Origin of the sequence: Streptococcus oralis (assembly GCF_001579525.1) — a bacterium.
In the GTDB taxonomy this organism is placed as follows: domain Bacteria; phylum Bacillota; class Bacilli; order Lactobacillales; family Streptococcaceae; genus Streptococcus; species Streptococcus oralis_M.
On the sequence record NZ_LQZC01000011.1, the window covers coordinates 110847 to 134028 of the forward strand.

Consider the following 23182-nt stretch of genomic DNA (forward strand, 5'->3'; position numbering starts at 1 on the left):
CATTCATTCGATGAAGGGAGAAAACGTTCAAATGAAACCAGAAGAACAACGAGTTTTAGGAATCTTAGCAACCATTTTTGGAGCCATCGCACTTTTAGGATCCTGGATCCCGTTTATTAACTATCTATCATTTTTCATCGCCATTGTCGCATTTATCTTGGGGATTATCGGCCTTATCGTCAACCTCAAAAAAAGAAAAACAATGGCCATTATCGGAACATCCCTCGCAGTTGCTTCTATTGTCCTTTTCTTTACGACCCAGGTACTGTACGCTAATGTCTACAATGATTTTGTCAGGGAATTTAACCGCTCCTACAGAGAGGCCAGTGCCTCAATGGAACGCGAAGAAGAAAGCGACTTGACAGATGATAGCAGTGATTTCATCCCTGAAGAGGAGGAAGAGGATTCCTTCACCTGGACCCAAGAACAGTTCGATGCCTTAATCGAAGGTGACCTTGACAACAAAGGAAAAGGTGGTACCAACTACAAGGATATTATCAAAAAACACGGGCTACCAGACTCCGAGTTTGACTCCACTATTGGGGGTTACAATACGAGAAAAATCACCTATATCTCTATTGGAGACAAGATTAAGACTGTTACCTTAACTTTTGCAAAAGATGACAATGGGCAACTCTTGCTCGTCCAAAAACATGCAGTCGGTCTAGGTCTAGAAAAAAGCAAGCAACAAAACGATTCTGAAACCAGAGTCTAAGTTCAAATATCAAAAAAACGAACAGCTAGTAAAACTGTTCGTTTTTCTATTAGAATCCATCTACGTTTGTGTAGATCTTTTGTACGTCTTCGTCGTCTTCAAGAACACTGTACAGTTTTTCAAAGGTTTCAAGGTCTTCCCCTGACAATTCCACTTCTGACTGAGGAATCATTTCCAGTTCAGTCACTTGGAATTCTTCGATGCCTGACTCACGAAGGGTAACAATAGCCTTGTGAAGGTCTGTTGGAGCTGTGTAAACAGTGATTGTTCCTTCTTCTGCTTCTACATCGTCCACATCCACATCTGCTTCGAGCAATTGCTCAAAGACTGCGTCAGCGTCCTCACCTGCAAATACAATAACACCCTTATTGTCAAAGAGGTATGAAACCGAACCTGAAGCACCCATGTTTCCGCCGTTTTTACCAAAAGCTGCACGAACATTAGCTGCGGTACGGTTGACGTTTGAAGTCAAGGTATCAACGATCAGCATAGAACCATTTGGTCCAAATCCTTCGTAACGTCCTTCTGTAAAGGTTTCGTCTGTGTTTCCTTTTGCTTTATCAATCGCTTTATCGATAACGTGTTTTGGCACTTGGGCTTGTTTAGCACGGTCGATAACGAATTTCAAAGCAGTGTTTGATTCTGGGTCTGGATCACCTTTTTTAGCTGCTACATAGATTTCTACACCAAATTTTGCATATACTTTAGAGTTAGCTCCATCTTTAGCCGTTTTCTTGGCTACGATATTGGCCCATTTACGTCCCATTAGGAATCTCCTTTTTTCTCATTTTAATCTTTCTTATTATAACACAAGTTTTTTCGATTTTCACTAGAGGAAATGGATTTTATTCAGCAAATCCAGCTAGGATTGTCCTCTGGCTGCCAAGATTGCCTTGCCTTCTTTTATCAGGGGATGGCGAAAAAGTGAAAAGTACAGTTGTGTAGTCATGGCAACCCAGATAAGGGGTTCGCAAAGGATGACCCCCCTATAGCCTGCCCAAGGGATAATCAAGACCACAAAAACGATTTTCCCGATTAGTTCTATAAAGCTGGAAACAAGTGGTAAGATTTTTTGCCCCAAGCCCTGTAAACAATTCCGATAAATCAGCAAAAGGCTCAAAATCGGATAAAAGACTGAACTGATTTGCAGGTAAAGACTACTATTTTCTACCAAGTAAGTATCTGTTGAACTGGCCAAGAAGGAAACCAAGGCTGGACTGGTAAAAAAGAGGAAGACACAAACAAAACCTGCCCAGGACATGCTCAAACGACTCCCAATACCAAGACCTTGAACTATGCGGTCTGGTTGCTTAGCCCCGAGATTTTGAGAGGCAAAGGTCGTCATAGCAGAAGAAATAGCCGTCATCGGAAGGAGAGCAAAGGCCATAATGCGTCTAGCCGCCGTCTGTGCGCTAATAATCACTGCTCCAAAGGTATTGACAGAAAACTGTAAAATCACGCTACCAATAGACACAATAGAACTCATCAGACCCATGGCCAAACCTTGCTCTAAAAGATCCGCGTACAAGGCCTTGTTCCATTTAAAATGCTTGAGTTGAGGGATCAGTTCTGGAACACTCTTACAGATATAATAAAAGCAGAGAACCGCTGACAACCCTTGCGAGATAATGGTAGCAAGCCCCGCAGATTGAACTCCTAGATGCAGTTGCGTAATGAAATACAAATCCAGAACCACATTGACCAAGGCAGAAAAAATCAGAAAACCAAGCGCAGCCAGACTGTCACCAATAGACCGCAACAAACCTGCAAAGAGGTTATAGGCAAAGCTGACGCCTACACAGGTCACAATCATAGAAATATATTGATAGGACTGAGAAAGGATTTCTGCAGGAGTATCTAAGTATTGCAAGAGAGGATACAGACCGACAAATCCCATCAGCATGACCAAAATACTCAAAAGAGCACCTAAAATCCAAGTTGCTGCTACTGCTTCCTTGATCTTTGTAAAATTCCGAGCCCCATAATAGCGGGCAATGACGATCCCCATGCCATTGCCAACACCAAGCGTAAAGCCTATAATCAAGTCAAAAATGGCAGTTGTCGCCCCTACTGCTGCCAAGGAATCTTGACCAAGAAAACGCCCAACAATCAAGACGTCAGCTGTATTATAGAGTTGCTGAAAGATATTTGACAGCAAGATTGGAAAGGCAAAGCTTAACAGCGCAGGAAGAATAGGACCATGTATTAAGTCCACGGATCGTTTCTTATTCATAAAGCTATTATATCAGCTTTCTAAAGGAGCGACAAGGCTCTATCCACTAAGTTTGAAATCAATTGCTTACAGAGAAACAATTTGCTATAATCAAGAAAAGGAGGTCATTTATGAGTTTGACCAGTCAATTAATAACTGATGTATTTCCTGATCTAGATAAGGTTGAAAAGCTAAACAAGGAAGCATTCCCCGAGGAAGAACGAGTTCCTCTGTCTGAGTTCTTGCGCTATCAGGACCGAGATGATGCCCACTTCTTTGCCTTTTATAACCAGGAAGAGTTTGTCGGCTTTGCTTTCTCTATTTCCAACCCAAAAGCTTTCTATATCAGTTTTTTTGCCATCATGCCCCACCTGAGAAGCCACGGGTACGGAAAGGAAATTATCGAAAAGCTAACCGATTTTTACCAGCGAACCATGTTGCTGGAAGTCGAGCGATTAGATGAAGAATGCGATAACTTGGAGCAAAGGAAGGCCCGCATGGACTTCTATCGCCAAAATGGCTTTAAATCAGCCAATGCTTTTCTAGAGTACGATGGTTTGAGTTTTGAAATTCTCTACCGTGGCGACCATTTTGACGAAGAGGCCTATCGCGATATCTTCCAAAAGTTACAGAATGAACATTATTTTGACTTTCATATAGAGTATCGTCGTTTTAGTGACCATTAAACAAGACTTGTCCATCTGGTGAAGAACCTCTCTTTTTCGATAGAAGCTACATATAAAAATGCATGTAATCCACGATTACATGCATTTTTTATTTTCAACTGATCAGAATAAACTTTTATTCTCCCTATGGCTTAAGCTTCTGCATTGCCTTCTGGAAGAAGGAAGTAGAGAACAGCATAAGCTAAGATTCCAGAACCACCAAGTAGAGTGAAGATGATCCAAAGTGCACGAACAAGTGTGTGGTCCATGTTAAAGTAGTCACCGATACCTGCACAAACACCAGCAATCTTTTTGTCTTGTACGTTACGAACAAGGCGTTTTTCCATTATAGTAGTCTCCTTTTTATAGAATGATTTAATTTTATCATCAAATTAAAAAATTTGCAACAGTTTTTTTAATTTTTTTGATTAAATACTCTTTTATTACGCTTTTGAAGCTTATGGAGACTTAATAATTAAACATAAAAAGCAGAGAAGGACTTCTCCGCTTTCATTTTTAATCTTCAATTTCGATTTCAAGTCCATCGCCTAGGTCAAGCGTTACTTCTTGGTTAGGTGCTAGATTTTCCGCAACAGAGGTAGGAGTTGTCCCTTCTTCATCTTCAATCAAACCATATTGAACACGGACTTGGTGGTCAATGGCATCAAAAATCTCTGGGTGATCCGCCAAGTATTTCTTAGCATTTTCAGATCCTTGTCCGATTTTTTCACCCTTGTAAGAGTACCATGCTCCCGCTTTTTGGATGATATCGAGATCACTTGCGATCTTCAAGAGCTCACCAGTCTTAGAAATCCCTTCTCCATACATGATTTCAACAAAGGCTTCCTTAAATGGTGGAGCCACCTTGTTTTTCACGACTTTGATCTTGGTTTCCTTACCGACATTGGTATCTTTTTGGTCACCAGTTCCCTTGATTTGTGTGCTTCCACGAACATCCAAACGGACTGAAGCGTAGAATTTCAGAGCACGTCCACCAGGAGTTATTTCTGGATTTCCAAACATGACCCCAACTTTTTCACGCAATTGGTTGATAAAGATGGCAATTGTTTTGGTTTTATTGATAGAAGCACCAAGTTTACGCATGGCCTGGCTCATCATACGAGCTTGCAAACCAACGTGGCTGTCTCCAATGTCCCCATCGATTTCTGCACGAGGTACAAGGGCCGCAACTGAGTCAATAACAACAAGGTCAACTGCACCTGAGTCAATCAATTTTCCTGCAATTTCAAGACCTTGCTCTCCTGAGTCTGGTTGTGACAAGAGCAATTCGTCAATGTTCACACCAAGGGCTGCAGCATAGGCTGGGTCAAGAGCATGTTCCGCATCGATAAAGGCTGCAATACCACCTTCTTTCTGTGCTTGCGCAACAGCGTGAAGGGCAACCGTTGTCTTACCAGATGATTCTGGTCCATAGATTTCGATGATACGTCCTTTAGGATAACCACCTGAGCCAAGGGCAATGTCAAGAGCCAATGAGCCTGAGCTCATCACTTGAACTTTTTGCTCCGCGCGCTCACCCAAACGCATGATTGAGCCTTTACCAAAGTCTTTCTCAATCAATTTAAGAGCATCGTTCAATGCTTTTTCACGGTCTGCTCCAAATTTTTTCCCAATTTCATCTAATTTTTTTGTTGGTTTTTTCGCCATTTTGTTCTCCTATATTCTACTGGTCCTTAGACCTATCTTTTATTATACCAAAATTTAGTCACTTAATAAAGCCTTGCGAACTAGGTTAAAGGCATGCATGACCGCAATATGTCGAACATCTGCTCGACTCCGTCCTGCGATATTAGCCTTGATCACCTCTGTCCCTTTTGCATGTGCGAGTCCAATAAAAACTGTACCAGCTGGATGCCCCTCTAGGCTATCTGGCCCTGCCACACCCGTCAAACTAACTCCGTAGTCAGACTGAGTCTTAAGTCGTGCCTGCTCTGCCATTTTTTGAGCCGTAAACTCAGAAACGACCCCGTGTTCTTTTAGCTCTTTCTCAGAAATATCCAGCATCTTAGACTTTTCTTCTAGGCTGTAAGTGACAAAACCGCCATTAAAGATAGCTGAAACACCTGAAAAGTCTGCTAAAGTAGCCTGAAAGAGACCTGCCGTCAAGCTTTCTGCCGCAGTAATGCTTTTCTGTCTCTTCTTTAGCTCTTCTACAACGACACTTGCGAGACTGGTTTCTTCCCCATATCCATAACAGATGTCTCGTAGAGAAATTCCCTCGAAAGTTTGGCGACTCAAGATTTGATTTTCTAGGATGTCCAGTGCTTGATCAGCCTTTTCTTGATTGACTGCTTTTGTAGACAAGCGTAAGGTCACTTCTCCCGTCTTAGCATACGGCGCCAAAGTCGGATCGGTTTGATGGTCAATCAAATCCGCCAAAATGGTCACCAACTGACTCTCCCCAATTCCAAAGAAACGGAGCACTCGTGAGTACAGTTTGGTTCCTGTCATCAGCATGGGCAAGAGTTGATTTAAGACCATGGGTTTCAATTCACTCGGCGGTCCTGGAAGGACCACGTAGGTTACGCCATCCACTTCCGACACCCCTCCTACTGCTAAACCTGTCTCATTTGGCAGTGGAGTCGCCCCTTCTACAATTTGAGCTTGGCGCTCATTATTCGGTGTCCGAGCATAGTCAGGTCTATGAGCAAAGAAAATATCCAGTTTCTCTTGCGCTTGAGGGTCAAACACTAGATCTTTTCCCAAAAATTTTGCTAGAGTTTGTTTGGTCAAATCATCCTCAGTTGGTCCCAAGCCCCCTGTCAAAATCACAAGATTACTACGTTGACTCGCAATCTCAAGCAAGGACAAAAGACGAGCTTCATTATCTCCAACAGCTGTTTGGAAGTAGACATCTACCCCGATTTCGGCTAGTTTCTCTGATAAAAACTGAGCATTGGTATTGACAATCTGCCCCGTTAAAATTTCTGTTCCAACAGCAATAATTTCTGCTTTCATGTTTCCTCCTACTTATCTATTCGAATTTTTTTGAAAAAATCGCAGGAAATTTCCCACGATTTGATTCTTTTCTTATTCTGCTTCTTCGTTTGAAGCGTTCGTACTGGTTGAAGGTGCTGTCCGACCAAAGGCTGTTTCGTACAGTACCGCATTGGTTTCCAATTCTGTCACTGGCTCTTTACCTAGTGAACGACGCAAGAGATTTTGCATCTCGAGCATATGTTCTGAAGTGACAATCTGATAAGAAATTCCCTGTAGCTCAGCGTCTTCTCCTCGCAATTGATGCGTTTCGATGTTCTTGAAAGAATCTTGATAGCCAAGCAATTGTGGAATGCTCTTAGCTGATAAGTCTACATTGGTCTGCATGTTATCACTCAAAGCTTTGAGGATGCCTTGATAATGACTCACACTGTTTAGGCTCAAAACCTTCTCAACGATTTTTTGAATGACTTCACGTTGACGTTTTTGACGACCATAGTCTCCCTCTGGGTCTTGGTAACGCATCCGTGAATACACCAGAGCTTCCTCACCATTCAAGGTTTGTTCTCCAACACCGATGGAAATCTTATTAAACTCTTCTTGGTCAGCAATCGAAATTGGGAAACCGAGTGTATTGTTGACGGTGATCCCACCAACTGCATCCACCAATTGTTGAAGCCCCTGCATGTTAACCATCACATAGCGGTCAATGTGGATATTCATCATCTTTTGAATAGTAGAAATTGCAAGTTCCGCACCACCATTAGCATAGGCCGCATTGAGTTTAGCTTCCTGAACTTGACCGTTTCCAGTCTCAATCTTGGTCAAAATATCCCGTTCCAAACTCATCATTGTGGTTTTCTTTGTTTTAGGATTAACCGTCAAGAGAATCATAGAATCACTATTTCCCGCCCACGGGTCTGTACGTTCCACATTTCCCGTATCTACCCCCATCAAGAGGATGGTCAGAGGCTCCGTCGCTTCGATAACGTTGGTTTCTTCCCCGATTTTTTTGTAAGTATTTTTACTTAGAGTTTCTGTTCCCTGTTGGTAGATGGTATAGCCATAAACCGCTACACCTAAAACTGTTACTGCCAGGAAACCTAGCATCATTCCAATTAATTTTTTAATCATCTCGTTATTTATTTATCAGCTTGCCCATAAGACAAACATCTAAAAATATCCCTTCTGCTAAATAGGCTCCTCTTTCTTGTAAGCCTTCTGTGATAAATCCCATTTTTGAGTAGAGGTGGATCGCAGCCTCGTTTCGTTTTTGTACACTAAGTTGCAAACGGCGCAAGACACCACTGGTTTTAGCCCACTCGATGCCTTCTTCTAGAAGTATAGTTGCCAAGCCTTGGTTCCAAAATTTCTTGCGAACTGCTAAAAAAACATCACCGATATGTCGAACTCTTAAATGTTGGTCCGCTGTGATATTTAAAACTCCTGCAATCTCATCATTCAGTAAGGCGAGGAGAGTAATTTGATTCTCTGATCCAGCTTGTTTTTCGATAAAAAGAGCCATTTCAGAAGCTGTCATCATGATGCCATTTTCATCCAAGCTGGTAAAATCTGTCTCTTGACCGACACAATCTAAAAATGCAATTAAGGCTGTAGCATCTGAAATCTCTGCCTCACGAATACACAACTCATACTCCATCTTGAAGCTCCTTGATGAGTTGTTCAGCCCGAGAACCATGAGCTGTAAAATGAAGACAACGACCATCTGCTTCTTTCAAAATTTCCAACTTCAAGTAAGAATCTGGTAAATCTTCATCCAAAAGATGCCCCCACTCAATAACAGTCACACCGCCACCAAAGAGAAACTCATCCAAGTCAATAGAATCAGCATCACCTTCGATACGGTAGACATCCAAGTGGTAAAGTGGCAAACGCCCTTCGTACTCTCTGACAATGGTATAGGTTGGACTTTTAATCATCTGACGGATATCCAAGCCCTTAGCAAGGCCTTTTGTAAAGGTTGTTTTACCCGCTCCCAACTCTCCAGTCAAGATCAGAACATCGTCTTTTTGAAGCAAATGACCTAATCTTTCTCCGAGAGCTAGAAGCTCTTCTTCATTTTTTGTGTGCATGCTACTATTATACCAGAAAGTTTTCTTTTGTGTGAATTTTCTTTATGGATTTACTATAATAATTTTGAAAATTTTTCCTCCACTTAAAAGAATACAACTATTGAAAAAACAAACAGGATATCCCGAATCAGGTGTCCATAAAAGGAGATTTCCCTTTGGATACATTTGGGAAAAAGGAAACGTGCGCATAGAAAACCAACACTGATATAAAGGAAAATCGAGGAAATCACTAAGGGATTCCTCAAGAAAACCATCGTAGCTAGAACGGAAATGACGACTGTTTTCTTTTTATTTAGGCGATTTTCTATATCGCGAAAAATTTTATCAAAAGGTAAGAAAATCAATAGATCTACTCCGAGCAAGAAAAAGAAGGAGGGTAAAAAGAGGTCAACCAGTTCCTGCTGCAATTTGCTAGTGGTTTGGATGCTTTCTGAGAGAACCAGACAGGTTGCAAGAAGATTGACTACTAAAAGGAGGCAATAAACAAGACTCACTTTCTTTTGAACATGTAAAATACTATGTCTAGACTGGTCTGCTGTATGGAAATAATTTATCCCAGCACAAAGAACAGAAATTCCTACTATCAAAATCAAAAAATAAGCATTAGCCTGTTTTAAAGATAAAAAGGATTCTTTCCATAATAGACAACTACTAAAACTAATCTGGATGACTGCAATCAGTAACAATAGGCGAATTGATTTTACCATTTCTTTTCCCTCCCTATATGGGATTATACCTTGTGAGGAGTTTGAAATGATTGTTTCCGCCTCAAGTGTCCTTTTTTTGTGCTCAACTGACCAAAAAACAGCTCTGTTGTGTACAGAACTGTTCTTTTACCAGTCTAATCCTTAAACCAGAGAGCAATTTCGCGTTTCGCAGAAGCTTCCGAATCGGAGCCATGAACTACATTTTGAATGGCTTGATTATCTCCTGCAGCCTTGGCAAAATCTCCTCGGATAGTTCCTGGCAGAGCTTCTTCTGGACGAGTAGCCCCCATCATGGTTCGCCAAGTTTCAATCACTTTCGGACCTGATAGAATGCCCACCACTACTGGTCCTGAAGTCATAAACTGACGGATAGGAGGATAAAAACTTTTTTCAACCAAGTCTTGATAGTGTTGGTCAATCAAATCTTCTGAAACTTTTGAAAGCAACTCTAATTTTTCGATTTTGAAACCACGCTCCTCGATTCTTTTCAGAACCTGACCAATCAGACCTCTTTTCACACCATCTGGCTTAATGATAAAGAATGTTTGTTCCATACGGACACCTCCTTGGCATTTTAGTTCTTCTATTCTACCATACTTTATGAAAAAGTGGGAAAATTTTCTGAAATAAAGCAAAGAGAACCTTTGGGTTCTCTTGTTTGCTTTTATTCTACTGTTTCTTCAACTTGAATTTCCACAACTTCCTCTACAGGAGCAAGTTCTGCCTCTTCTTGTTCTGGAGCCAGATATTCTGCTTCATTGATAGCTTGTGGTTCAAGGTTACGGTAGCGAGCCATACCAGTACCTGCTGGGATGATTTTACCGATAATAACATTTTCCTTGAGTCCAAGGAGATGGTCTTTCTTACCACGGATGGCCGCATCTGTAAGGACACGAGTTGTTTCCTGGAAGGAAGCCGCTGACAAGAAACTGTTGGTTTCAAGTGAGGCTTTGGTAATTCCCATAAGGACTGGACGACCAGTCGCTGGAACTCCACCTGCGATAAGAACATCCTTGTTGGCATCTGTAAAGTCATTGATATCCATGAGGGTACCCATGAGGAGATCTGTGTCACCTGGATCCATGACACGAACTTTACGGATCATTTGACGAACCATTACCTCGATGTGTTTGTCACCGATTTCTACCCCTTGGCTACGGTAAACTTTTTGTACTTCACCGAGAAGGTAGGTTTCAACTGATAAGACATCACGAACAGCAAGGAGACGTTTAGGTTGGATAGAACCTTCTGTCAATGCTGCACCACGAGAGACTTGGTCTCCAACTTCGACACGCATACGTGCTGTAAATGGAACCACGTACTCACCTTCGCCAGTTTCACCCTTAACAAAGACTTTCTTGGTACGAGTTGACGCGTCTTCTTCGATAGCTGTAACTTGTCCTTTGACCTCTGTGATGATCGCTTCCCCTTTAGGATTGCGGGCTTCAAAGATTTCTTGGACACGAGGAAGACCCTGAGTGATATCGGTATTTGAGGCAACCCCACCCGTGTGGAAGGTACGCATTGTAAGCTGTGTACCAGGTTCCCCGATAGATTGGGCAGCGATTGTACCAACTGCTTCACCAACTTCAACCGCATCACCAGTCGCCAAGTTGATACCGTAACAGTGACGGCAGACACCATGACGAGTGTTACATGTAAATACGGAACGGATAGTCACTTCTTCCACACCAGCATTGACAATTTCACGCGCCTTGTCTTCTGTAATCAACTCATTTGGACCGATGATCACTGCACCAGTTTCTGGATGTTTAACAGTTTTCTTAGTGTAACGACCGTTGAGGCGTTCTTCGAGAGACTCGATCATCTCTTTTCCTTCTGCGATAGAACGGATCAAGAGACCACGGTCTGTTCCACAGTCGTCCTCACGGATGATAACGTCTTGGGCAACGTCAACCAAACGACGAGTCAAGTAACCTGAGTCGGCTGTCTTAAGGGCCGTATCGGTCATACCTTTACGGGCACCGTGAGTTGAGAAGAACATTTCGAGTACTGACAAACCTTCGCGGAAGTTTGAAAGGATTGGCAATTCCATGATACGTCCGTTCGGAGCGGCCATCAGACCACGCATACCGGCAAGCTGTGAGAAGTTTGAGATGTTACCACGGGCTCCAGAGTCCATCATCATAACGATTGGGTTCTTAGGATCTTGGTTGGCAACCAAACGTTTCTCCAATTTTTCACGGGCTGCACGCCATTCAGCTGTAACAGCGTTGTAGCGCTCGTCGTCTGTGATCATACCACGACGGAATTGTTTGGTGATTTGTTCTACACGTTTGTGTGATTCTTCGATGATTTCAGCCTTGTCTTCAACAACTGGGATATCGGCAATACCCACTGTCAAACCTGCAAGAGTTGAGTGGTGGTAACCGAGGTTCTTCATGCGGTCAAGTAGGGCAGAAGTTTCTGTCGTACGGAAACGTTTGAAGATTTCAGCGATGATATTCCCAAGATTTTTCTTCTTGAATGGAGGGTTGAGTTCAAGATTGCTGATTGCTTCCTTGATATCTCCACCTAGTGGCAAGAAGTATTTAGCTGGAACACCTTCTGTTAAGTTGGCATTTGTTGGTTCTTGCAAGTAAGGCAGACCCTCTGGCATGATGTCGTTGAAGAGGATTTTACCAACTGTTGTAAGCAAGACCTTGTGTTTTTGCTCTTCTGTCCATGGTTTGTTAAGGCTATCTGTCGCGATACCTACACGTGAGTGGAGGTGAACATAACCATTACGGTAAGCCATAACAGCTTCGTCACGGTCTTTGAAGACCATTCCTTCCCCTTCACGACCAGCTTCTTCCATAGTCAAATAGTAGTTACCCAAAACCATGTCCTGAGATGGAGTAACAACTGGTTTACCGTCTTTCGGGTTCAAGATATGCTCAGCAGCTAGCATGAGGATACGAGCTTCTGCTTGGGCTTCTTCTGAAAGCGGTACGTGGATGGCCATTTGGTCCCCGTCAAAGTCGGCATTGTAGGCTTCACAGACAAGCGGGTGCAAGCGAAGGGCCTTACCATCAATCAAGACTGGCTCGAAGGCTTGGATACCCAAACGGTGAAGGGTCGGTGCGCGGTTCAAAAGAACTGGGTGTTCTTTGATAACTTCTTCCAGGATATCCCAGATGCGTTCGTCTCCACGTTCCACCAAGCGTTTAGCTGCCTTAACGTTTTGCACGATGTCACGGGCAACGATTTCGCGCATCACGAATGGTTTAAAGAGCTCGATCGCCATTTCACGTGGCACACCACATTGATACATCTTAAGCGTTGGACCAACGGCGATAACAGAACGTCCTGAGAAGTCAACACGTTTACCGAGCAAGTTTTGACGGAAGCGTCCTTGTTTCCCTTTAAGCATGTGGCTTAATGATTTCAGTGGACGGCTACCTGGTCCTGTAATCGGACGACCACGACGACCGTTGTCAATCAAAGCGTCAACCGCTTCTTGCAGCATACGCTTCTCATTTTGAACGATGATACCTGGTGCATTCAACTCAAGCAAACGAGCCAAGCGGTTGTTACGGTTGATAACACGACGGTAAAGGTCGTTCAAGTCAGATGAGGCAAAACGGCCACCATCCAACTGCAACATTGGACGAAGGTCTGGTGGAATAACCGGAAGGATGTTGAGAATCATCCATTCAGGTTTGTTTCCAGACTTGTAAAAGGCATCCAAAACATCCAAACGGCGGATGGCTTTGACACGTTTTTGTCCAGTAGCTGTTTTCAACTCTTCTTTGAGTTCAGCAATTTCTTTTTCAAGATCTACTTGTTTCAAAAGGTCTTGGATGGCTTCGGCACCCATTTTGGCAACGAATGAACCATAACCATATTCACGCAAGCGCTCACGGTATTCGCGCTCTGTCATGATAGACTTGTGCTCAAGCGGTGTATCCTTCGGATCAATCACCACATAAGCCGCAAAGTAGATAACTTCCTCGAGGGCACGAGGGCTCATATCAAGGGTCAAGCCCATACGGCTTGGAATCCCCTTGAAATACCAGATGTGAGATACAGGAGCTTTCAACTCGATGTGCCCCATACGCTCACGACGAACTTTTGTACGCGTTACTTCAACCCCACAGCGGTCACAAACAATCCCTCTGTAACGAATGCGTTTGTACTTCCCACAAGCACATTCCCAGTCTTTTGTAGGACCAAAGATGACTTCGTCAAAGAGTCCTTCACGTTCTGGTTTCAAGGTACGGTAATTGATTGTTTCAGGTTTTTTGACTTCTCCATAAGACCATGAACGGACTTTGCTTGGAGAAGCTAGGGTGATTTGCATACTTTTAAAACGATTTACATCAACCACTATTTCTTCCCTTTCTATTCTAAGTGAACTGCTTATTCTTGTTCAGCAGCTTCTTCTGTTGCTTCCGCTTTTGTTGCTTTCTCAGCTTCTTCAGCTTCAAAGGCTGCTTTAGCCTCTTGGGCTGCTTTTTCGCGGGCTTTTTCAAGGTCATCTACGTGGATGACATCTTCGTCCATTCCTTCATCCAAGTCGCGAAGTTCCACTTCTTGGTCATCTTCGTCAAGGACACGCATGTCAAGACCAAGAGATTGCAATTCTTTGACAAGAACTCGGAAGGATTCTGGAACACCTGGTTTTGGAATTGGTTTTCCTTTTGTAATAGCTTCATAAGCTTTCAAACGTCCGTTGATATCGTCAGACTTGTAAGTCAAGATTTCTTGAAGGACGTTTGACGCACCATAGGCTTCAAGAGCCCAAACTTCCATCTCACCGAAACGTTGTCCACCAAATTGAGCTTTACCTCCGAGTGGTTGTTGGGTAACGGTTGAGTATGGTCCGACTGAACGAGCGTGCAATTTATCATCAACCATGTGGTGGAGTTTGATCATGTACATGACACCAACTGATACACGGTTGTCAAACGGCTCTCCTGTACGTCCATCGTAAAGGATTGTTTTGGCATCACTATCCATACCTGCTTCTTTAACAGTTTCCCAAAGGTCATCCGAACTTGCTCCGTCAAAGACTGGTGTCGCGATGTGGATACCAAGGGTACGAGCAGCCATACCAAGGTGGAGTTCCATAACCTGACCGATATTCATACGTGATGGAACCCCAAGTGGGTTCAACATGATATCGACTGGAGTTCCGTCTGGAAGATAAGGCATGTCTTCTACAGGAACGATACGAGAGACAACCCCTTTGTTTCCGTGACGTCCGGCCATCTTATCTCCGACCTTGATCTTACGTTTTTGAGCGATGTAGACACGAACTAGCATGTTAACACCTGATTGCAACTCATCTCCATTTGCACGGGTAAAGATCTTAACATCACGAACGACACCATCGGCACCGTGAGGTACACGAAGAGAAGTGTCACGGACTTCACGAGACTTATCTCCGAAGATAGCGTGCAAGAGACGTTCTTCAGCTGAAAGGTCTTTCTCACCCTTAGGTGTGACTTTACCTACCAGGATATCCCCTTCTTTAACCTCAGCACCGATACGGATAATACCCATTTCGTCAAGGTCTTTAAGAGCATCTTCACCAACGTTTGGAATTTCACGAGTAATTTCTTCAGGCCCAAGCTTTGTATCACGCGTTTCTGATTCGTATTCTTCGAGGTGGACAGATGTATAGACATCGTCTTTGACCAAGCGTTCGCTCATGATAACGGCATCCTCGAAGTTGTAACCTTCCCATGTCATGTAGGCAACGATTGGGTTTTGTCCAAGCGCCATTTCCCCTTTTTCCATAGAAGGTCCGTCAGCGATAAAGTCGCCTTTTTCAACGACATCGCCAACTTTAACAAGCGTGCGTTGGTTGTAAGCAGTACCTGAGTTTGAACGACGGAATTTTTGGATGTGGTAAACGTCCAATGAACCATCTTCACGGCGTACTTCTACCTTGTCAGCATCTGCGTATGTAACTTTACCATCATACTGGGCAATAACAGCCGCTCCAGAATCATGGGCTGCTTGGTATTCCATACCAGTACCAACGTAAGGTGCTTTGGGATCAATCAAAGGCACAGCCTGACGTTGCATGTTGGCACCCATGAGGGCACGGTTGGAGTCATCGTTTTCCAAGAAAGGAATACATGCTGTCGCAACGGCAACTACCTGTTTTGGTGACACGTCCATGTAGTCAACCACTTCTGCTGGATACTCTTGGTTGACCCCTTGGTGACGTCCCATGACAACTTTCTCAGCAAAAGTACCGTCTTCGTTGAGGCGAGAGTTAGCCTGCGCTACAGTAAATTCATCTTCTTCATCGGCTGTCAACCAAACGATTTCGTTTGTGACTACACCTGTTTCACGGTCAACCTTACGGTATGGTGTTTGAACAAATCCATACTTGTTCAAGTGACCATATGATGACAAGTTATTGATCAAACCGATGTTAGGTCCTTCAGGTGTCTCGATTGGACACATACGACCATAGTGAGTATAGTGCACGTCACGAACTTCATATCCAGCACGGTCACGAGTCAAACCACCAGGTCCCAAGGCTGACAAACGGCGTTTGTGAGACAACTCAGAAAGCGGGTTGTGTTGGTCCATGAACTGTGACAACTGTGATGAACCAAAGAATTCTTTAACCGCAGCTGTTACAGGACGGATATTGATGATTTGTTGTGGTGTTAAAACTTCATTGTCCTGAACAGACATACGTTCACGGACATTACGTTCCATACGAGAAAGCCCAAGACGTACTTGGTTGGCAAGCAATTCACCAACTGCACGGATACGACGGTTTCCAAGGTGGTCGATATCATCCACACGTCCGATACCTTCAGCCAAGTTGAGGAAGTAGCTCATCTCTGCAAGGATATCCGCAGGAGTTACAACACGAATCTTGTCGTCTGGATTGGCATTTCCGATGATGGTTACAACACGGTCTGGGTCCGTTGGAGCAACAACCTTGAATTTTTGAAGGACAACTGGTTCTGTCAAAACAGCTGCATCGTTTGGAATATAAACGATCTTGTTCAAGTCGCCATCCAAGTGACTCTCGATACTTTCAATCACGCTACGAGTCATAATGGTACCAGCTTCTACCAAGATTTCACCAGTTTCAGGGTCTACCAATGGCTCCGCAATGGTTTGGTTGAGCAAACGTGTTTTAACATTGAGTTTTTTATTGATCTTGTAACGACCAACTGCTGCCAAGTCATAGCGACGTGGGTCAAAGAAACGAGCTACAAGCAAGCTACGTGAGCTTTCAGCAGTCTTGGGCTCACCTGGACGAAGGCGTTCGTAGATTTCTTTCAAGGCTTCGTCTGTACGAGAGTCCATTGGATTCTTGTGGATATCTTTTTCAACAGTATTGCGAACCAATTCGCTGTCACCGAAGATATCAAAGATTTCATCATCACCTGAGAAACCAAGTGCACGAACCAAGGTCGTAAATGGAATCTTACGAGTACGGTCGATACGAGTATAAGCGATGTCTTTTGAGTCGCTTTCAAGTTCCAACCAAGCTCCACGGTTAGGGATAACAGTTGAGCCGTATCCCACTTTACCGTTCTTGTCTACTTTGTCGTTAAAGTAAACACCTGGTGAGCGGACCAACTGAGAAACGATAATACGTTCACCACCATTGATGATGAAAGTACCCATTTCGGTCATGATTGGGAAATCACCAAAGAAGACTTCTTGTGTCTTGATTTCGCCTGTTTCTTTATTGATCAAGCGGAAGGTTACAAAAATTGGTGCTGAGTAGCTAGCATCGTGGATACGTGCTTCTTCGAGCGTGTATTTTGGTTCCTTGATTTCATAGCCAACAAATTCCAACTCCATAGTTTCTGTGAAGTTTGAAATTGGCAATACATCTTCAAATACTTCCTTAAGACCGTGATCTAGGAAATCTTTGAATGAATCCGTTTGAATTTCAATCAAATTTGGTAAGTCAAGAACTTCTTTGATTCTTGAAAAACTACGACGGGTACGATGTTTCCCGTATTGAACGTCATGTCCTGCCAAGATGATTCTCCTTTGTAAATAAATTCCAAGCCTTGTCAATCAGGCTTTTCTAATCGTCATATGGTTTTAAAAACCCCTATCACCGTGTCCCTTTGACGAATTTTCAGAATCTTTAAATCTTTGTTACAAGCACTCAAAAACCTGAAAAAAAGCACAAAAAGAGCAGCTAAATCTGACTTTTTCAGAAGATTTAACTGCTGTGAGCCTTGTCTGGACAATATTTCAGACAAAACCTACGACAAATGATTGTTCTTATTATACCTTATTTAGCCAGATTTTTCAAGGTTTTTTTACTACTTTTTAAACAATCTTTTCCTATATATTATTTTAAAATTTCAAGAGAATGAAGCATTATATTTTCTCTTAAAAGTTAGGAAAACGCTTGCACTAATGTTTACCTCGTGCTATACTGTTAGGGAACAACTACAAAAGGAGAATTGTGATGAAAAAGATCCCATCTCAAACTGAGAAAAAAATGATTTACGGTATCCGTTCCTTGAAAAACGGAACTGGTTCTGTCCTCATTGGTGCCAGCATTGTCCTGCTTTCTGCTACAATGCCAACTATTTCGGCCAATGAAAACCTTCCTCAAACTCAGGAAAATACCAGCGCTGTGACCAAGGCCCCTACTGAGACTGAAACGAGTCAAACTCAAAAGGAAACGCCTATTTCTGAACAAAAGAATGCAAACGCTTCCCTTGATTCTAAAAAGGAAGCTCCAGCTGCGGAAACTACTACAGCACTAGAAACACCTAAAACAGAAGATGCTAGCACAAGCCAGGCTAACAGCAAGGAAGAGAAAGTAGATGCCAGCACTTCAACGCCAACTTCAGATCAAAAACCACAAGCTGACACATATTCTGAAGAAGCCATCGCAGACAACTACTTCCGCATCCATGTAAAAAAACTCCCTGAAGAAAACAAGGATTCTCAAGGTCTTTGGACATGGGACGATGTTGAAAAACCATCTGAAAACTGGCCAAATGGAGCCAAGTCCTTCAAGGATGCCAAGCAAGATGACTACGGCTATTACCTAGATGTCAAACTCAAAAATGAACAAGCCAAGAAAGTCAGCTTCCTCATCAACAATACAAAAGGCGATAATCTTACTGGAGATCGTTCTGTAGAGCGTCTATCTCCAAAAATGAATGAAGCTTGGCTAGATGAAAACTACAAAGTTTACAACTATCAACCTCAGCCTGCGGGAACCGTCCGCGTCAACTACTACCGTACTGATGGTAATTATGATAAGAAATCTCTCTGGTACTGGGGAGATGTCAAGAACCCAAGTAATGGTGAATGGCCTGATGGAACAGACTTTACAGCAACTGGAAAACACGGTCGTTACATTGATATTCCTCTCAATGAAGCTGCTAGAGAATTTGGATTTTTACTATTAGATGAAAGCAAGAAAGGCGATGACGTGAAAATCAGAAAAGAAGACTATAAATTCACTGATCTGAAAAACCATAGTCAAATTTTCCTTAAGGATGATGATGAAACCATCTACACCAACCCATACTATGCCCACGATATTCGCATGACTGGTGCCCAACACGTGGCAAAATCTCGTATCGAAAGTAGTTTCTCTACACTAGTTGGAGCCAAGAAAGAAGATATCCTCAAACGTTCAAACATTACGGACCATCAAGGAAACAAGGTTGATATAGCAGATGTTGAACTCGATGAAGCTGGAAAAAAAGTAACCTACATTGGTGATTTCTTTGATACTCAAAATCCTTATACAGTTGCCTACGATTCAGACCGTTTTACCACACGTTCAAGTTGGCGCCTCAAGGATGAGACCTACAGTTATGACGGTCCACTCGGCGCAACCCTAAAAGAAGATGGCAAGCGTGTCGACCTTACCCTCTGGTCTCCAAGTGCTGATAAGGTTTCAGTTGTCGTCTACGACAAGAAAGATCCTGAAAAAGTTGTCGGAACAGTCGCTCTTGAAAAGGGAGAAAAAGGAACCTGGAAACAAACTTTGGACGCAAACTCTGGTCTAGGTATCAGCAACTACACTGGCTATTACTACCACTACCAGATCGAGCGCCAAGGTAAAACCGTTCTCGTTCTTGACCCTTATGCCAAATCATTAGCGGCTTGGAACAGTGATCTAGCAAAAACAGACCCCGCCCATAAAGTTGCTAAAGCTGCCTTTGTGGACCCAGCAAAACTAGGTCCACAAGACTTGACCTATGGTAAGATTCGCAACTTCAAATCACGTGAAGATGCTGTCATCTACGAGGCACATGTCCGCGACTTTACTTCAGATCCTGCCATCGCAAAAGATTTAACTAAACCATTTGGTACCTTTGAAGCCTTTATCGAAAAACTAGACTACCTCAAAGACTTGGGCGTGACTCATATCCAGCTCCTCCCAGTCTTGTCTTACTACTATGTTAATGAATTGAAAAACCAAGAACGTTTGTCTGCCTATGCTTCAAGCAACAGCAACTACAACTGGGGTTATGACCCTCAAAACTATTTCTCCTTGACTGGTATGTACTCAAGTAATCCTAAGGACCCAGAAAAACGTATCGCAGAATTTAAAAACCTCGTCAACGAGATTCATAAACGTGGCATGGGTGCTATCTTAGACGTAGTTTACAACCATACTGCCAATGTTGATATTTTTGAGGATATTGAGCCAAACTACTACCACTTCATGGACGCAGACGGAACTCCACGTACTAGCTTTGGAGGCGGTCGTTTAGGAACAACCCACTACATGTCTAAACGAGTCCTAGTTGACTCTATCAAGTACCTGGTTGAAACTTACAAAGTGGATGGCTTCCGTTTCGATATGATGGGAGATCATGATGCGGCTTCAATCGAAGAAGCATACAAGGCTGCACGCGCCCTCAATCCAAACCTGATCATGCTAGGTGAAGGTTGGAGAACCTATGCTGGTGATGAAAATACGCCTACTAAACCTGCTGATCAGGATTGGATGAAACACACAGATACTGTCGCTGTCTTTTCAGATGATATCCGTAACAACCTCAAATCTGGTTATCCAAATGAAGGCCAACCTGCCTTTATCACAGGTGGCAAGCGAGATATCAACACTATCTTTAAAAATCTGATTGCTCAACCAACTAACTTTGAAGCAGACAGCCCTGGAGATGTTATCCAGTATATCGCAGCCCATGATAACTTGACCCTCTTTGACATCATTGCCCAGTCGATCAAAAAAGACCCAAGCAAGGCTGAAAACTACGCTGAGATCCATCGTCGTTTGCGACTTGGAAACCTCATGGTCTTGACTGCTCAAGGAACTCCGTTTATCCACTCTGGGCAGGAATATGGACGTACCAAACAATTCCTTGATCCAGCCTATAAGACTCCTGTTCCTGAAGATAAGGTTCCAAACAAGTCTCACTTGTTGCGCGACAAGGACGGCAAGCCATTTGTCTATCCTTACTTTATCCATGACTCTTATGACTCTAGTGATGCTGTCAACAAGTTTGACTGGACCAAGGCTACAGATGGCAAAGCATATCCTGAAAATGTCAAGAGTCGTGACTACATGAAAGGATTGATCGCTCTTCGTCAATCTACAGACGCCTTCCGACTCAAGAGTCTGCAAGATATCAAGGAGCGCGTCCACCTCATTACTGTGCCAGGACAAAATGGCGTTGAAAAAGAAGACGTGGTCATCGGCTACCAAATTACTGCTCCAAACGGTGATATCTACGCTGTCTTTGTCAATGCGGATGATAAGGCTCGCGAATTCAACTTGGGAACTGCCTTTGCTCACTTGAGAAAGGCCGAAGTCCTCGCAGATGAAAATCAAGCCAGACCAGTAGGAATCGCTAAACCTCAAGGTCTCGAATGGACTGAAAAAGGCTTGAAATTGAACGCTCTCACTGCCGTTGTTCTCCGCTTGTCTCAAGGCGGTGCTATTGTCGCCCCAGCTGTGGAAGAAAAACCAGAATTTGATCTTTCTAGCTTAGAAGTTGAACCAGAACAAGGCCGAGCTCAAAACCTAGCAGCCAATCCTGAAACTCAAGAAACTGCTGCAGAGGCTCACTCTCAGAACCTCCTTCCAAACACAGGAACTGAGAGCAAATCACTTCTTGCCCTTGCTGGATTCAGTATCCTTGCCCTTCTCGGACTTGGATGGTTGATAAAAAACAAGAAAGAAAACTGATACTCAATGATAATCAAAGAGTAAACTAGAAAGCTAGCCACAGGCTGCTCAAAGCACAGCTTTGAGGTTGTAGATAAGGCGAAGTTGACCTGGTTTGAAGATATTTTCAAAGAATATAACCTAACCCTCCTATAGAGAAAACACCCCATGGTCAGAAGAATCTTCTAGTTATGGGGTGTTGTTTTTATGATACACTTGTCTATCAAATCATATATTCTACACTATAGCTAGCATCTGATAAGATGCGAGCCAGGAACTGCTTGGTTCGTTCTTCTTGTGGACGACTAAAGAAATCGTGGGGATTGTTCTCCTCTACGATACGGCCTCCATCCATAAAAATAACGTGGTTAGCGACATCTCTAGCAAATCCCATTTCATGCGTGACGACCACCATGGTCACACCTTCTCCCGCCAACTGTTTCAGAACATCCAAAACATCTCCAACCAACTCAGGGTCTAGTGCCGATGTTGGTTCATCTAGCAAAATGACCTCGGGCTTAACGGCAATGGCACGCGCAATTCCTATTCGTTGTTGTTGCCCTCCAGATAGCTGAGAAGGGTAGTAGTCCTTATAGGCCAGTAAACCAACTTTTTCTAAGGCAGATTCTGCACGTTTGAGCGCTTCTTCCTTGGGAACTTTACGAGCTATAATGAGGCCTTCTAGAATATTTTCCAGAGCAGTTTTATTTGCAAAGAGATTGTAGTGTTGGAAAACAAAGGCTGTTTTTTGGCGAATTTCTAGAATGTCTTTCTTGCTTAATTTGGCTAAGTCATAGGTCTTTCCTGCCAAGGTCAAACGGCCGCTATCAGCTTTTTCTAAGTGGTTGAGACAACGGAGAAAAGTCGTTTTCCCCGAACCTGATGGTCCTAAAATAACGACGACATCCCCTTGGTTGACCTGGAGATTGACATCCTCCAGGACTTGCCTCTCACCAAATGTTTTTGCGATATGTTCTACTTGTAACATCCTGTCCTCCTATACAAAACGCGCGCTAGATGCTTTCGCTCTCTTTTCTTTTTTCACATAGCCTTTTTCTAATATAGAAAAGCTCCACTGAATCAAACCACAAATCAAAATATACTGCAAAAATATTACAAAATAAGACTCAAAATACTGATAACCGTAGGACGCTTCTACACGAGCAATAGCGGTGATATCCTTGATAGTCATTACAAAGACCAGAGAGGTCCCTTTGACGATATTAATCACCAGATTGGCCAAGTTAGGCAAGGCTGAGCGCAAGGCTTGAGGAAAAACAATCCTTAGATAGGCCTGGGGCGTAGTCAGCCCAATCGCATGCGCCGCCTCTAGTTGTCCCTTGTCCACCGTCAAGATCGCTGAACGCAAAATCTCCGATAAACTCCCGACTGTCATCAAACTATAAATGATAAAGGCATAGTAGAGAGGATCAAGCTGGAAAATATCAAAGTCACTTCCTATGCTTTTGAGAAATTGATTCAGCAGGCTTGGAAACAAACTATAAAAGAAGAGAATCAATAAAATCGGAGGAGTCGCTCGGATAAATGCCAGATAGACCAGAGAAAAACTCCTCACACCTCGAACCTTGTAAATCTGCCCCAAGGCTAAAAATAGAGCCGGTAAAAAGCTTAAGACCATAGCCACAATCATGATAATCAAGGTGATTGGCACACCCTTCAAGGTCTCCAGAAAGGTCTTTACAATATAGTCTATATCCAT

Annotated in this window: 17 protein-coding genes; 3 read left to right on the top strand and 14 right to left on the bottom strand. The window is 43.2% G+C overall.

From position 1 onward, the window contains the following. Positions 1 to 10 precede the first annotated feature (10 nt). A complete protein-coding gene (locus tag SORDD25_RS07220; protein ID WP_061853170.1) occupies positions 11 to 715 on the top strand; it encodes a CD20-like domain-containing protein in 705 nt (234 codons plus the stop codon). A gap of 49 nt (positions 716 to 764) precedes the next feature. Here the strand turns inward: SORDD25_RS07220 and SORDD25_RS07225 are convergent, their stop codons facing one another. Continuing rightward, positions 765 to 1481, bottom strand: coding sequence for a YebC/PmpR family DNA-binding transcriptional regulator (locus SORDD25_RS07225; protein ID WP_061853171.1), 717 nt, complete (start codon positions 1479 to 1481; stop codon positions 765 to 767). Between the two features lie 96 nt (positions 1482 to 1577). Further along, positions 1578 to 2948 carry an MATE family efflux transporter gene (locus SORDD25_RS07230; RefSeq protein WP_061853172.1) on the bottom strand — a complete coding sequence of 457 codons (1371 nt, stop codon included), beginning with the start codon at positions 2946 to 2948 and terminating at the stop codon, positions 1578 to 1580. 110 nt (positions 2949 to 3058) lie between these two features. Between SORDD25_RS07230 and SORDD25_RS07235 the strand changes: the two genes are divergently transcribed. Beyond that, positions 3059 to 3613, top strand: coding sequence for a GNAT family N-acetyltransferase (locus SORDD25_RS07235; RefSeq protein ID WP_000060281.1), 555 nt, complete (start codon positions 3059 to 3061; stop codon positions 3611 to 3613). A gap of 131 nt (positions 3614 to 3744) precedes the next feature. Here SORDD25_RS07235 and SORDD25_RS07240 read toward each other — a convergent pair whose 3' ends face one another. The 10 genes from SORDD25_RS07240 to rpoB form a co-directional block, all read right to left on the bottom strand. Beyond that, positions 3745 to 3939: a PspC domain-containing protein gene (locus tag SORDD25_RS07240; protein ID WP_000415528.1), complete on the bottom strand. Its 195-nt coding sequence runs from the start codon at positions 3937 to 3939 to the stop codon at positions 3745 to 3747. A gap of 169 nt (positions 3940 to 4108) precedes the next feature. After that, positions 4109 to 5260 (bottom strand): recombinase RecA, encoded by a 1152-nt coding sequence (recA, locus tag SORDD25_RS07245; protein ID WP_061853173.1) that lies wholly within the window; start codon positions 5258 to 5260, stop codon positions 4109 to 4111. Between the two features lie 54 nt (positions 5261 to 5314). Then, a complete protein-coding gene (locus tag SORDD25_RS07250) occupies positions 5315 to 6571 on the bottom strand; it encodes a competence/damage-inducible protein A (RefSeq protein WP_061853174.1) in 1257 nt (418 codons plus the stop codon). Positions 6572 to 6643: 72 nt separating this feature from the next. Next, on the bottom strand, positions 6644 to 7684 hold the full coding sequence (gene lytR, locus SORDD25_RS07255) for a glycopolymer--peptidoglycan transferase LytR (protein ID WP_061853175.1): 1041 nt from the start codon (positions 7682 to 7684) through the stop codon (positions 6644 to 6646). A gap of 4 nt (positions 7685 to 7688) precedes the next feature. Next, positions 7689 to 8210 (bottom strand): GNAT family N-acetyltransferase, encoded by a 522-nt coding sequence (locus SORDD25_RS07260; protein ID WP_061853176.1) that lies wholly within the window; start codon positions 8208 to 8210, stop codon positions 7689 to 7691. After that, positions 8200 to 8643, bottom strand: coding sequence for a tRNA (adenosine(37)-N6)-threonylcarbamoyltransferase complex ATPase subunit type 1 TsaE (tsaE, locus tag SORDD25_RS07265; RefSeq protein WP_061853177.1), 444 nt, complete (start codon positions 8641 to 8643; stop codon positions 8200 to 8202). The genes SORDD25_RS07260 and tsaE overlap by 11 nt, the downstream gene beginning before the upstream one ends. Before the next feature lie 83 nt (positions 8644 to 8726). Then, the gene (locus SORDD25_RS07270; protein ID WP_061853178.1) at positions 8727 to 9350 is read right to left on the bottom strand and encodes a hypothetical protein; all 624 of its coding nucleotides are present in this window, start codon (positions 9348 to 9350) and stop codon (positions 8727 to 8729) included. 134 nt (positions 9351 to 9484) lie between these two features. Next, positions 9485 to 9904 (bottom strand): nucleoside-diphosphate kinase, encoded by a 420-nt coding sequence (gene ndk, locus SORDD25_RS07275; RefSeq protein ID WP_061853179.1) that lies wholly within the window; start codon positions 9902 to 9904, stop codon positions 9485 to 9487. A 110-nt stretch (positions 9905 to 10014) separates the two neighbouring features. Beyond that, complete coding sequence (gene rpoC / locus SORDD25_RS07280) at positions 10015 to 13680, bottom strand: DNA-directed RNA polymerase subunit beta' (protein ID WP_061853180.1); 3666 nt, start codon at positions 13678 to 13680, stop codon at positions 10015 to 10017. Between the two features lie 32 nt (positions 13681 to 13712). Further along, a complete protein-coding gene (gene rpoB, locus SORDD25_RS07285; protein ID WP_061853181.1) occupies positions 13713 to 17324 on the bottom strand; it encodes a DNA-directed RNA polymerase subunit beta in 3612 nt (1203 codons plus the stop codon). Between the two features lie 442 nt (positions 17325 to 17766). Between rpoB and SORDD25_RS07290 the strand changes: the two genes are divergently transcribed. Then, positions 17767 to 21483, top strand: coding sequence for a pullulanase (locus SORDD25_RS07290; RefSeq protein ID WP_061853182.1), 3717 nt, complete (start codon positions 17767 to 17769; stop codon positions 21481 to 21483). Between the two features lie 202 nt (positions 21484 to 21685). On the opposite strand, the gene SORDD25_RS07295 is transcribed toward SORDD25_RS07290, so the two are convergent. Both SORDD25_RS07295 and SORDD25_RS07300 read right to left on the bottom strand, forming a co-directional pair. Beyond that, positions 21686 to 22450 (bottom strand): amino acid ABC transporter ATP-binding protein, encoded by a 765-nt coding sequence (locus SORDD25_RS07295; protein ID WP_061853183.1) that lies wholly within the window; start codon positions 22448 to 22450, stop codon positions 21686 to 21688. 9 nt (positions 22451 to 22459) lie between these two features. Further along, complete coding sequence (locus SORDD25_RS07300) at positions 22460 to 23182, bottom strand: amino acid ABC transporter permease (protein ID WP_061853184.1); 723 nt, start codon at positions 23180 to 23182, stop codon at positions 22460 to 22462.